At 63.2% G+C, this 11,695-nt stretch carries 11 protein-coding genes and 1 pseudogene; 5 read left to right on the top strand and 7 right to left on the bottom strand.

From position 1 onward, the window contains the following. Window positions 1–516 precede the first annotated feature (516 nt). From ABEI27_RS12645 to ABEI27_RS12635, 3 genes and pseudogenes are all read left to right on the top strand, one after another. A pseudogene (locus ABEI27_RS12645) lies at window positions 517–759 on the top strand (hypothetical protein). Window positions 760–1,039: 280 nt separating this feature from the next. Continuing rightward, a complete protein-coding gene (locus ABEI27_RS12640) occupies window positions 1,040–1,627 on the top strand; it encodes a DUF502 domain-containing protein (RefSeq protein ID WP_375799761.1) in 588 nt (195 codons plus the stop codon). Window positions 1,628–1,680: 53 nt separating this feature from the next. Continuing rightward, window positions 1,681–1,854, top strand: a complete 174-nt coding sequence (locus tag ABEI27_RS12635; RefSeq protein ID WP_375799760.1) for a hypothetical protein — start codon at window positions 1,681–1,683, stop codon at window positions 1,852–1,854. Window positions 1,855–1,922: 68 nt separating this feature from the next. Here the strand turns inward: ABEI27_RS12635 and ABEI27_RS12630 are convergent, their stop codons facing one another. The 4 genes from ABEI27_RS12630 to ABEI27_RS12615 form a co-directional block, all read right to left on the bottom strand. Then, the gene (locus tag ABEI27_RS12630) at window positions 1,923–2,867 is read right to left on the bottom strand and encodes a branched-chain amino acid transaminase (protein WP_375799759.1); all 945 of its coding nucleotides are present in this window, start codon (window positions 2,865–2,867) and stop codon (window positions 1,923–1,925) included. 415 nt (window positions 2,868–3,282) lie between these two features. Next, window positions 3,283–4,044 (bottom strand): hypothetical protein, encoded by a 762-nt coding sequence (locus ABEI27_RS12625; RefSeq protein WP_375799758.1) that lies wholly within the window; start codon window positions 4,042–4,044, stop codon window positions 3,283–3,285. A 367-nt stretch (window positions 4,045–4,411) separates the two neighbouring features. Further along, window positions 4,412–5,119, bottom strand: a complete 708-nt coding sequence (ribB, locus tag ABEI27_RS12620) for a 3,4-dihydroxy-2-butanone-4-phosphate synthase (RefSeq protein ID WP_375799757.1) — start codon at window positions 5,117–5,119, stop codon at window positions 4,412–4,414. Then, a complete protein-coding gene (locus tag ABEI27_RS12615; protein ID WP_375799756.1) occupies window positions 5,116–5,826 on the bottom strand; it encodes a DUF120 domain-containing protein in 711 nt (236 codons plus the stop codon). Before ABEI27_RS12615 ends, ribB begins: the two co-directional genes overlap by 4 nt. A 245-nt stretch (window positions 5,827–6,071) precedes the next feature. Between ABEI27_RS12615 and argS the strand changes: the two genes are divergently transcribed. Further along, the gene (argS, locus tag ABEI27_RS12610; RefSeq protein ID WP_375799755.1) at window positions 6,072–7,826 is read left to right on the top strand and encodes an arginine--tRNA ligase; all 1,755 of its coding nucleotides are present in this window, start codon (window positions 6,072–6,074) and stop codon (window positions 7,824–7,826) included. Window positions 7,827–7,856: 30 nt separating this feature from the next. Here the strand turns inward: argS and ABEI27_RS12605 are convergent, their stop codons facing one another. Both ABEI27_RS12605 and ABEI27_RS12600 read right to left on the bottom strand, forming a co-directional pair. Then, window positions 7,857–8,000 carry a hypothetical protein gene (locus ABEI27_RS12605; RefSeq protein WP_375799754.1) on the bottom strand — a complete coding sequence of 48 codons (144 nt, stop codon included), beginning with the start codon at window positions 7,998–8,000 and terminating at the stop codon, window positions 7,857–7,859. Window positions 8,001–8,068: 68 nt separating this feature from the next. Then, on the bottom strand, window positions 8,069–9,556 hold the full coding sequence (locus ABEI27_RS12600) for an AAA family ATPase (RefSeq protein ID WP_375799753.1): 1,488 nt from the start codon (window positions 9,554–9,556) through the stop codon (window positions 8,069–8,071). A 138-nt stretch (window positions 9,557–9,694) separates the two neighbouring features. Between ABEI27_RS12600 and prf1 the strand changes: the two genes are divergently transcribed. After that, window positions 9,695–10,945: a peptide chain release factor aRF-1 gene (prf1, locus tag ABEI27_RS12595; protein ID WP_375799752.1), complete on the top strand. Its 1,251-nt coding sequence runs from the start codon at window positions 9,695–9,697 to the stop codon at window positions 10,943–10,945. A gap of 285 nt (window positions 10,946–11,230) precedes the next feature. Here the strand turns inward: prf1 and ABEI27_RS12590 are convergent, their stop codons facing one another. Further along, the gene (locus ABEI27_RS12590; RefSeq protein WP_375799751.1) at window positions 11,231–11,638 is read right to left on the bottom strand and encodes a DUF6276 family protein; all 408 of its coding nucleotides are present in this window, start codon (window positions 11,636–11,638) and stop codon (window positions 11,231–11,233) included. Window positions 11,639–11,695 lie beyond the last annotated feature (57 nt).

Here is an 11,695-nt window from a genome sequence, read left to right as displayed (position 1 = left end):
TGGTTCGGCACGGCAGTCATCCGGTGGCCGGATGCCACGGCCTTCAGGCCGTGGAAGAGGTCACACCGCATACACCCTCCTCGCGATTCTATTATAAAATTGTCACTTGGACGGTGTCCCATCGCCGGAACCGGTCCACTGTTGGAATATAGTATAAACCCACCTCAGAGGTGAGGCAGCGGTTCTACTGTCTCGGCTGGGGAACGATACCGTGTGGACGATGCACCAGCATTACCGCCCGACTGTCAGCCAACACACAGGTGCGACGGTTACAGCCCTCCCCGACGACACTATCGTCAGCCGACAACCGCACCGGATAGCCCCTGAAATCGTCAGCCGAGTCGGCAGCGCCCGCTGTTTCTTCTCAACACGCCGCACCGAAGCCGTATTCAACCACCGCTCTCACGCGACCACCCAGAAGGACGACCGCCGTTCTGCGACGATCTCCCGCTACGCTGATTTCGACGCCATCGGCACCTCAGATAGCCTCAGCAGGCCACTGGAGGCGAGAATCCGATGACGGCTCCCGACTCGACGCCGTGGCGGCGAAACTCCGAGGGAGCGGTAACCTGCATCGCCTGCGGCGAGGCTGTCGACCGCGATGATGCTCGCGAATACGACAAGTACGGTGACCGCTGGAACCGCGACAGCAAAGCGTTCGAGCATCTCTGGAAACCCTGTCATCGCGAGTCCTGTCACTAGAACCGGGACGGACTCGAAGCGAAGCTCATAGCGGCCGGGGCCGGTCGGGTCGACTAGGGCACGTTCCTCAGACGGTACTGTGAACGCACGACCAACGACTCGGATCCAACCCGGAACGAATCGTGAGGGCTGCCGCACACGCGGCACTGTCCTCACAGACAATTGCAAGCCGAAACGGCTGACTGCGCACCACGACCGCGATGAACTCCGTAATCGCGACGACAGTCTCCAGAACGCTGCGGGAAGCGCCGTTATCAGTTCGCTGATCGACGGACACGTGCTGGCTGCTACAGGGCGGCAGTCTCTTTACCCCCGCGGCGGCAGTTGTATGCGATAGATGTCTTCGTGGAGGCGTGATTTCGCAAGTGGGTCGATCGTTCTGGCACCGGTACTGGTCATCCTGTTCGTCCTGAACTACTTCTACTCGCGGATCGTCGACCTCCCCGTCATCAAACAGTTACCGGGCCCGATCGGGTTCGTCGTCGCCGTCACGGTGTTCGTGATGCTCGTGTTCTCCGTCGGCTATCTGATGCGAACCACCGTGGGGCGGCTCTTCGAATCGTACCTCGACGCGGCGATGAACCGCGTTCCACTTATCCGGGTGCTGTACAACGCGTCGAAGTTGGCCGTCGAGACGGCCGTCTCCGGCACCGAGGACCTCCAGAAGCCGGTGAAGATCGAGCCCTGGGACGGAATGCGGATGACGGCGTTCAAAACAGGCAAAACGACCGACGACGGGCGAGTAGTGCTGTTTATGCCGACTGCGCCGAACATCACGACTGGATTCGTTATGGAGGTCGATCCCGAAGACGTCACCGAGACCGACGAGCGCGTTGAGGAAGCACTCACCCGAGTGCTGTCTGCCGGTTTCGGTGAGGAAGATCGGACCCCCCCAGTCGACATCGACACGCGCTCGGAGGACTGAGCGCCCCCCGCTAAACCACCCACCTATTTGTTCCCTCTGTGCCACGTCTCGGTATGCCCTCCGCGTTTGAAAGCCCGGTCGTTCGCTACGGAATGAGTTTCGTCAGTGCTGCGGCCGTCGCAGTCGTCGCGTTCACGCTTCTCGACGGCACGATCCGCTGGGTCGCACTCGGGATCGCGGCCCTCGAACTGGTGGTCGCACCGCAGATACTGAAACAGGCGGCGTAGCACATACCACAGCGGCCGTCATCGGTCTGCGCTTCCGACTTCGATCGCGTTCGCAACGGAGTCCCGACTCAGACGTACGTGAACCACTCGTCGTGTTCGTCGGTTCGCCGCTCAACGAGGTCGAAGAACGCCTGCTGGAGTTCCTCGGTGACGGGGCCGCGCGAACCGCTGCCGATCTCGACGTTGTCGACCTTCCGGATCGGCGTCACCTCCGCCGCGGTACCGGAGAAGAATAGTTCGTCTGCAGTGTTGAGTTCGCCGCGTGAGATTGTCGCCTGATCGTGAACCGTGTAGCCACGTTCGCGAGCCAGTTCGATGACGGTGTTCCGGGTGATCCCGTCGAGGATGCTCTGGGCGAGTCCGGGGGTGTAGATCTCGCCGTCGCGGACGAGGAAGATGTTCTCGCCAGGGCCCTCGGCGACGTTACCCTCTTTGTTGAGGACGATCGCCTCGGTGTAGCCGTTTCTCCGGGCCTCCTCGCCGGCGAGCATCGAGTTGACGTAGAGGCCGGTCGTCTTCGCGTTCGTGGGGATCTGACTGGAGGCGTGCTTGCGCCACGAGGAGATCATCACTTCGACACCCTCTTCAAGCGCTTCCTCGCCCAGATACGCGCCCCACGGCCAGGCCGCGATTGCGACGTTGACGGGGTTGTCCTCCGGACTGACGCCGAGCGACCCGTAGCCGTAGAAGGCGACCGGGCGGATGTAACACGACTCGAGTCCCTCGCGGCGGAGGAGTTCAAGCGTGGCCCGCGTGAGTTCTTCGCGAGAGTACGGCAACTCCATATCGTATGGCTTCGTCGACTCGAAGAAGCGATCGAGGTGCTCCTCCCAGCGGAAGATCGCCGGGCCGTTTCGAGTGTCGTAGCAGCGGACGCCCTCGAAGATGCCACTCCCGTAGTGAAGGCCGTGTGTGAGAACGTGAATCGTCGCGTCGTCCCAGTCGACGAACGAACCGTCCTGCCAGATCGTATTTAAGAAGTCCGTCTCCTCCTGCATCTCCTCGAAACTCATATCTCACCCTTCTCTCCCCCCCTAAATAAAAAACTCGGGCCGCCCGCTATCGGCTGATACCGGACGGCCGACCCGCTGCACCATCTCAGCTGATCCCCTCGCAGTATAGTAGCGTTTGCAAGTCTCCGCTCACTCGATCGGACGACTGCGTGCGATCGGCTGTGCAATCAGTTGCAAACGCTACTATATTTTCGTACTGGCTACTCATCGACACCCGCCGAGTGCGGAGAGTATCAGCGTCTGTCGGCGTCCACGGGGCGGGGAAGCGACTACCCCTACGTAAAAAAAGCGGCGCGTCTCGCTCCCGCCCAGATGGTCTCGTCGCGCCATTTGCCGGGCTCGTCTGTGGACGCACGGGACACGCTATCTGGCCGTCGCTCCGTTCAGATCATATGCTCCCGAACATATCATCATCTTATGTAACTCCGTTGCCTTCGCCAACGTCAACGTCCCCTCCCCCATCGTCACGGTCTTCCTCTTCCTCGCCTTCGTCCTCGTCGTCACGCTCTGGCTCCTCTTCGTCCTCGTCGTCTTCGGGTTCCTCTAATTCGGGAAACCTCACTTCGGCCGTGTTACTGACCAACTCACCGTTCTCGCGCGATATGGGCCCGATGGTTTCAGGTTTCGGAGTCGTGATTTTTGCGTTCTCCCGGGGAACGTCCGGCGGGAACCTGTCGGGACCGTACCACAGCGTCGCCGTCACTTCGACTTCTTCATCAGTAGGGAAATCGTCTTTTTCGATATCCGTGACCTTCCCCTTCTCGTCGCTCTGCCACGGGGTCGGTCCCGCCCAGACGGGGATCTTCACATTGTTGTACTTCCCCGGCGTAAAGGGCCGGACGCCGATAAGCGACGACAGGCTATCCGGTTCTCCGGTACCGACCTCAGGAGAGTGGAGACCGACGACGAACGCCGGTGCGTTATTCTTGGCCTTGAACCACGGTACCGGGGTTCCCTGTTGATTCTTCTTAACTGGCAGTGCAATCGTCCCTTCATCGGCCTCGAATTTCACCCGGGGGAGTTCGACGATGTACGCGTCGGGGACCGGGAAGTCGTCACCGTCTTTTGGATCGACCGTCGCCGTCTGCGCTTTGATCGCAACGTTGGCTCCCTGTGCTGCTGCGGTTCCAGACAGGACTCCAACGCCGAGCGCAGAGAGCCCTACTGTCTGTATCACGGATCGGCGGCTGACGGGTGATCTACCGTCTATATTGCCACTTCCTTCGTCGGTGTTTCCACGCATACGGGCCTAACGGAGAAATCGCTGAACTTAGAGGTGGTGTGACTGTGCTGTCGTTTCACACAGCTCCAAAGCATATAAACATTATAATTGATAAACAGGTTTCTACGAAATCCCGACGTTCGAGCATTCGATTCACGGGCGTCCCTGTACTCGTTATCGTCGTAGATGGTCGGTTGACGCGCTGAGTGGCCAGACCTCGCCATTGTCGACTCTCTGCGTTCGGCCGACTCAGAGAGAAACCCGCAGTGAATAGTCTCGGTGACGCTCAACATCGATTGATCGTCCAGCCGAGCGAACGCGCTCAGCCGAGTCGGTCGATCAGCGCCGCGCCCTCGACGTAGACGAAGTCGTTGCGACGGGCGTACTCGCGGGCAGCGGCCGGGGTCCGCGCACCGCCGGTCTCTTGATCAAGCATCTCACAGACGACGACTGCGGGAGGCAGGCCCGCGGCTTCCGCGAGTGCGAGGCCCAGTTCGGTGTGGCCGCGGCGGTTCGAGAGCAGTCTGGGCGCGCCCCGGAGGACGTGCACGTGGCCGGGCGTTCGGAAGTCGGTCGCGAAATCCTCGGCGTCGTAGTCGCCGGCGCCGGCCTGCGCTGCGACCGCTGCGAGCCGACGGATCGTGAGCGCGCGGTCGTCGTCCGTGATGCCAGTGAAGGTCTCGCGGTGGTTCACCGGCAGTGAGAACGACGAGCGATCGTCGTACCCGAGTTCGTGATCCGCAGCTGCCGGGTGGTCGAGTTCGTCCTCTAGGAACGGGAGTTCGATCGTCTCTGCGACGTCGTGAGAGACGGCCGCGCAGATCAGTCCGCCGGCGTCGGCCCGCATATGAACTACAGCCCCCGCGTCGACCGCGTCGGCCGGGTAGATGATGTCGGTCTCGCCCTCGCGATCGGCAGCGTCGTGGACGAGAACCGGTTCGCCGTGGCGGAAGGCGTCGATGGCCAGATCGACGGCACTCGCACCGTCGCTCTCGGTGTCGCTCGTGACGTCGGCCGTCGTTCGCGTCATTCGACCGCCTCCACGTTGACCGTTACCGTGTCGTCGTCCGTCAGGCCGAGGTCGTCCCGGAGTCGGACGGGGGCGATGATCTCCAGTTGGGTCTCGTCGTGATGCGTGCGCTCGGGGACGATGATGTGCGTTGGATGGGCGGTGCCGGTGTCGGCGGAGACGGTCGCGGCGTAGCACGTCGCGGGGCCGAACGTCCGCTCCTCGTCCTCCCAGCCGTCGATTGGGACCCCCGACAACGACGCCATCGCCGAGCGTGACCGAATGCTGTCCTCCGTGAGATCCACGTTGAGCGTGCCGGGGAAGGGCTCGTAACCGAGGCGGTCTGTGAACTGCTTCATATAGCCCGACAGCGAGATGTAGTGTCGCCCCTCGCCCATCCCACTTGTGACCGTTCCTTCGAGTTCGACCGTGGAGGGGTCCGTCCCCTCGAAGATCCGTCGGTAGTGGGCGTATTCGCGATGCAGAGCGGCTTCGCCCGACTCGCTAAGCGATACCCACTGCCCATCGGCGACGACGTCACGTTCGACGTGTCCGGCTTCTTCGAGACGCTGGAGTCGCCGCGAGGCGGTCTGACTCGACGCGTCGAGTCGCGATGCGAGACTGGAACAAGAGATTTTGACCGGCTCCGACCGACCGCCTTCGAGCGCGACAAACTTCAGCGCCGCCAACTCGTCGTGACCGACGGTTGAGACTGCCGATTCTGACATTATCAACACTTGGGAGCGGGCCCTGTTAAGGATAACGGCTTTGAGAAGCGTAACAGAATCGTTACGGACGAGACGGAATGGTTCCTCGACGTAGGAGTTAACTGAGAGTTGCAGTAGCCTCGTAGTAAAGGCGTCGGTGTCGGTGGGTTCCACCGGGACGAGAGCCGAGGACGAGCCCGCCTGCGGTCGTCGCCGTCCCCGAAGCGTTCGGAAAGGTCTTTACTCGCCGTTCGACAACAGCGGGTATGTTCAGAGCCTTCCGCTCCGAGGTTGAGGCCGCGGTGGCATCGGCGCTGACCGCGCTCAACCACCCGACCGACGACCTCGGCGTCGAGGAACCGCCGGAGGAGATGCCGGCGACGCTGGCCTCGAGCGTCGCGTTCCGTCTCGCCGGCGAGGTGGGTGCCCCCCCGCCGTCGGTCGCCGAGGACGTTGCCGACGAAATCGACGCCGACCACTACGAGTACGTCGCCCGTGTCGACACGCAGGGCCCGTACGTGAACTTCTACGTCTCCGACGCGTACTACGCGGATACGCTGACTGCCGGGCGGGACGAGTCGTACGGCGAACTCCCCGAGACGGGGAGGTCTGTCGTCGTCGAACACACCAGCGCGAATCCGACAGGCCCGGTTCACGTGGGGCGCGCGCGCAATCCGATTTTCGGCGACGCCGTCTCGCGGGTGCTCGAGTACGCGGGTAACGACGTCGAGACCCACTACTACGTCAACGACGCTGGCCGACAGGTCGCGGTGTTCACTTGGGCCTTCGAGACGTTCGACGAATCGGCTCTCCCCGAACCGGAGCGCGACCGTGCCGACTACGACCTGGTCCGCTACTATCGCAAGGGCAACGCATTCCTCGAATCCGCCGACGAGGCGGACGTCGAAGCGGCCGAGGCGGAGATCGCCGAGATTATGCAGGGACTCGAAGCGGGCGACGAGGACACCTACGAGCGCGTTGCGACCGTCGTCGATCAGGTGCTCTCTGGGATGCGGACGTCGCTCGAACGTCTGCCCGCGGTGTTCGACGAGTTCGTCAAAGAGACGACGTTCATCCGGAACGGCGACGCCGACGAGGTCGTCACGCGGTTGCAGGAGTCCGACCACGCCGTCTACGAGGAGGACGCCTGGCAACTGGACCTCTCGGCGTTCGACCTCGAGAAGAACCTCGTCTTCCTCCGGTCGGACGATACCACGCTGTACACGACCCGCGACCTCGCGCATCACGAGTGGAAGTTCGAGCACTTCGACGAAGCAGTCACCGTGCTCGGTGAGGATCACAAACTCCAAGCCGAACAACTCGAAGCCGCACTCGAGGTTCTGGGCAACGACACCGACCAGTTGCGACAGACGTTCTACTCGTGGGTGAATCTCCCCGAAGGCGGAATGTCGACCCGCGAGGGGACCGGCGTGGATCTCGACGACCTCCTCGACGAGTCGGTCCAGCGCGCCCGCGAGGAAGTCGAAGACCGACTCGACTCGCGGATCAGGAACGACGAACTCGACGAGGACGACATCGACCGGATCGCTCACCAGGTTGGGATCGGTGCGGTCCGCTACGACATCGTCTCGAAACAGCCGACAAAGGGAATCACCTTCGAGTGGGAGCGCGCGCTCGACTTCGAGGCTCAGTCGGCTCCGTACGTCCAGTACGTCCACGCGCGCTGTCGCGGCATCGAGAACGAAGCCGCCGGCGCGGGCATCGAGCCATCCGCCGACGTCTCGCTTCTCGACACCGAGGCCGAACGCGCGCTTCTCGAAGACGTCGCGCGGTTCCCCGTCGTCATCGAGCGCGCCGCGGCGGATCTGGAGCCACACGTCGTCGCGACGTTCGCCCGGGAGTTCGCAGAGACGTTCAACACCTTCTACCGGGAGTGTTCGGTGCTCAACGCCGACGACGACGCGGTCGCAGCCGCCCGACTCGGTCTGGTCGAGGCCGCCCGCCACACCGTCGCCAACGCGCTCGACGTCCTCGGAATCGAGGCCCCGAAGTCGATGTGAGACAGACCTCGACGGGGTCGCTCGACCCGATTACAGCAGTGGCGGGATCGGGCCGACAGTACTCGGAAGCAGTGAACCGCCGACGGCGAACACCGTCGCGGCTCCCGCGCCCAGTGCCAGCAAGAGGAATACGACGACCCACCAGAAGGGAACGCCCGGATTTTTGTCTGCCATACCGACGAATCATCGCACCCGAATAGAAGAAGGTCCCGCTTCGCCGCGCGTCACCGACGGACGACCGCTCAGCCGAAGAACCGGCTGAACAGCCCCTTGCTGCCGTCTTCGTCGGCGTCCTTGTCGTCTTCCGACGCGGCGGCGTCCGCTTCGTCCTGCTGCCCGCCCGCTTCTGACGCTCCCGACGCCGAGTCATCGCCCGAGTCGGGTTCGGTCGTCCCCTCGACCGCCTCGTCGATAGCGTCGCTCGCTTCTCCCGGTTCGTCCTCGTCGGCCAATGAGGTCGTGTACACGCTGCTTTCGGGACCGTTAGCCGCGGCCGCCCCGCTGCCGGATTCGACTTCCTCGGGTTCGGCGGGTTCGACGAGAGGTTCGGACTCGTCTTCGTCACTACTCGACAGCGTCTCGTCTCCACCTGATTCATCCACAGCGCCTCCCTCCGCCGTTTCTTCGACGGCCTCCGAGCCGAGGTCGGAGTCGTGAGACCCGGCGACGACGATGTCTTCCTCGTCGGTTTCAGCCTCTCCCGGCGGTTCCGACTCCGTCACGTCGGTTCCGACCGCCGAATCCGCTCTCTCGGGTTCCGCTGCTTTGGCGTCCGCGACATCTGGCTCCTCTGCGTCCGGTTCGGTCGCCGCAGACTCCGTCGTGTCCGATTCAGTCGCCTCAGACTCTGTCGCGTCCGGTTCTGTCATCCCCGCATCCGTCCCCGACGTGTCCGGTTCTGTGGGTGATTCGTCGGACTTTGCCACCGCAGACGCTCCGTCTTCGTCGTCGCTCTCGGCGGCTTCTCCGGTCGAATCGGCCGCATCGCTCGATACCGAACCGGGTGCCGTGATCCCATCGTCGACCGTTTCACCTGTCAGCGCCGTCGCGAGCGAGCGGAACGCCACGGCCCCTTCGCTGCCGGGTGCGAACGTCGTGACCGCCTCGCCCGCTTCGGCGGCCTCCCGGATTTCGGTGGCGTCGGGAATCGTCCCCAGCACTGTCGCGTCGAGACGGTCGGAGACGGCCGCGGCGTCTGCGTCCTCCGGACCGGCCCGTGTGAGGGCGGCACCTGCCACCGTCACGCCGAGTCGTTCGGCCACCTGGCGAGTTTTGTCCGTGTCCCCGAGCGCGTCGCGACTCGGAGTCGAGACGAGTAGCACTTCGTCGACGTGGGTCAGCGGCAGGACGGTGTCGTTGCTCAACCCCGCACCGGTGTCGAGGACGACGTACTCGTACCGGTCGGCGAGCGACTCCAGGACCGCCTGTAGTCCTTCGGGATCGGCCCGGGAGAACGCATCGAGGTCGGGCGATCCCGGGACGACCGCCAGCCCGTGTGGCCCCTCCCGAATCGCGTCCTCGATATCGATCTCATCGTCGGCGAGGACGTCGTGGAGCGTCACCTCGCCGACGGGGACGCCGAGCGTCGCCGCGAGATTCGCCATCCCCAGATCCCCGTCCACGACGGCGACACTCGATCCCGCGGCGGCGAGCGTCGCCGCGAGATTTGCCGCCGTCGTCGTCTTACCGACACCCCCTTTTGCACTGACGACTGCGTACAAACGGCCCATTGTGTTATCTGAGACTCCCGCGTTGGGGTTATAAATCTGTCCGGGGAGGTCGCCGTGCAGTCGGACAGATCGGGGCAAGAACCAGGGCACATCCCGTAGTCGCAGGTTACTTACCCGCCGGCGGGCGTATTGAACATAATGAGTGCAGACGCCGAAGAAGTAAACGAGGACCGTCGGAAGTACGAGTTCCGGAAGGTCATCGAAGAACTCAAAGATTACGAGGGTTCCGGGACACAACTCGTCACCATCTACATTCCCGAGGACAAGCAGATCTCCGACGTCGTCGCTCACGTCACCCAGGAGCACTCGGAGGCGTCCAACATCAAGTCGAAGCAAACGCGGACGAACGTGCAGGACGCGCTCACGTCGATCAAGGACCGTCTGCGCTACTACGACACTTTCCCCCCGGACAACGGCGTCGTCATCTTCTCCGGCGCAGTTGACGCCGGGGGCGGCCAGACGGATATGGTGACGCGCGTGCTCGACAGCCCACCCGAACCCATCCAGTCGTTCCGCTATCACTGCGATTCGAACTTCCTCACCGAGCCGTTAGAGGAGATGCTGACCGACAAGGGCCTGTTCGGCCTGATCGTCCTCGACCGCCGCGAGGCGAACGTCGGCTGGCTGAAAGGCAAGCGCGTCGAGCCGGTCAAGTCGGCATCGTCGCTCGTCCCCGGCAAGCAGCGGAAAGGTGGCCAGTCCGCCCAGCGGTTCGCTCGCCTCCGACTCGAAGCCATCGACAACTTCTATCAGGAGGTCGCGGGGATGGCCAACGACCTGATGGTCGCAAAGCGTCACGACCTCGACGGCATCCTAGTCGGTGGCCCCTCGCCGACGAAAGACGAGTTCCTCGACGGCGACTACCTCCACCACGAACTCCAGGACCACGTCGTCGGCAAGTTCGACGTCTCGTACACCGACGAGTCCGGGCTCCACGACCTAGTGGACGCCGCGCAGGACGTCCTCGCCGACCAGGAGGTAATGAAGGATAAAGCCGAGATGGAGGAGTTCTTCAAACAACTCCACAACGGCGAGAAAGCCACCTACGGGTTCGGTCCGACGCGGCAGAACCTGATGATGGGCTCGGTGGATCGGCTTCTCCTCTCGGAGGACCTCCGCTCGGACGTCGTCGTTTACGAGTGCCCTAACGAGCACGAGGAGTACGAAGTCGTCGACAGCCGACACGGCGATCCGGAACACGTCTGCAGCGAGTGCGGTGAGGAGGCCGAGAAGACCGACCGCGAGGACGTGATCGGGCACCTGATGGACATCGCCGAACAGCGCGGCACCGAGACCAAATTCATCTCGACCGACTTCGAGAAGGGCGAGCAACTCTACGACGCCTTCGGCGGTGTCGCGGGCATCCTGCGGTACTCGACTGGCGTCTAACCACGCACCTTTTACTGCGCCCGCCTCCGGCTCACTTCTGAAAGCTGCATCAAAAGCCCTCGGTGAGAGACATACAGTAGCGTTTGCAGGTCTTCGCTCACTCGATCGCACGATTGCGTGTGATCGGCCGTGCAATCAGTTGCAAACGCTACTGTAGTCATTCGCTGTGACCGCTGGGTCGCCGGACCACACGCTCAGCGAAATTTAGTGCTTGAGTCGTTCTGCTCCTCTGTCGTAGTTGTTCAGTACTGGGAAATTTGGATATCCATCCGACCTTCCGGCCGGTCAGTAATCGAGCAGTGTCTCCAACTGTCGGCGACGACGCGCCAAATCAGCGTGTGGATCGACGGCGTCGTCGCCGGCGAGTCGATCCACCGTCAGGAAGATGTCGGCGCCGCCCCGCTCGGCGTGATCGACGAGCGCCTCGATCGCCGCACGGTTCGTCGCAAGCGAGTCGAGGAGTCCCAGCACGAGCACGACGGCCACGCGGCCATCTCCCTCCGGGATTGCCTCGGGGAGGGTAGTCCCGTCGGGATCGGGACGCTCATTGGGGTCCTCTGCGGCTGCAGTCGTCCGGAGACAGCGCGGACAACTCCCGACGGCGGCTGACTCCTCTGGGGCGAACTCCCTGAGTCTCGGCGGCACGTTGAGGCGAACGAGCGGCCGGTCACAGTGCTGACAGCGCGGGGTCATACCGGCGATACGACTGCGAGCCGGAAAGATGCTATCGGTACTCGGGTCCCGACTCGA

The organism is Halobellus sp. (assembly GCF_042218505.1).
Taxonomy (GTDB): Archaea; Halobacteriota; Halobacteria; order Halobacteriales; family Haloferacaceae; genus Haloquadratum.
Note: the sequence above shows the minus strand (reverse complement) of the source record. Positions and strands in the feature narration are given on the sequence as shown.

Bases quoted from the DNA above. Each gene is read 5' to 3' on its own strand.
- ABEI27_RS12640 (WP_375799761.1), top strand. From the start codon at position 1,040: ATGTCTTCGTGGAGGCGTGATTTCGCAAGTGGGTCGATCGTTCTGGCA.
- ABEI27_RS12635 (WP_375799760.1), top strand. From the start codon at position 1,681: ATGCCCTCCGCGTTTGAAAGCCCGGTCGTTCGCTACGGAATGAGTTTC.
- ABEI27_RS12630 (WP_375799759.1), bottom strand. From the start codon at position 2,867: ATGAGTTTCGAGGAGATGCAGGAGGAGACGGACTTCTTAAATACGATC.
- ribB (WP_375799757.1), bottom strand. From the start codon at position 5,119: ATGACGCGAACGACGGCCGACGTCACGAGCGACACCGAGAGCGACGGT.
- ABEI27_RS12615 (WP_375799756.1), bottom strand. From the start codon at position 5,826: ATGTCAGAATCGGCAGTCTCAACCGTCGGTCACGACGAGTTGGCGGCG.
- argS (WP_375799755.1), top strand. From the start codon at position 6,072: ATGTTCAGAGCCTTCCGCTCCGAGGTTGAGGCCGCGGTGGCATCGGCG.
- ABEI27_RS12605 (WP_375799754.1), bottom strand. From the start codon at position 8,000: ATGGCAGACAAAAATCCGGGCGTTCCCTTCTGGTGGGTCGTCGTATTC.
- ABEI27_RS12600 (WP_375799753.1), bottom strand. From the start codon at position 9,556: ATGGGCCGTTTGTACGCAGTCGTCAGTGCAAAAGGGGGTGTCGGTAAG.
- prf1 (WP_375799752.1), top strand. From the start codon at position 9,695: ATGAGTGCAGACGCCGAAGAAGTAAACGAGGACCGTCGGAAGTACGAG.
- ABEI27_RS12590 (WP_375799751.1), bottom strand. From the start codon at position 11,638: ATGACCCCGCGCTGTCAGCACTGTGACCGGCCGCTCGTTCGCCTCAAC.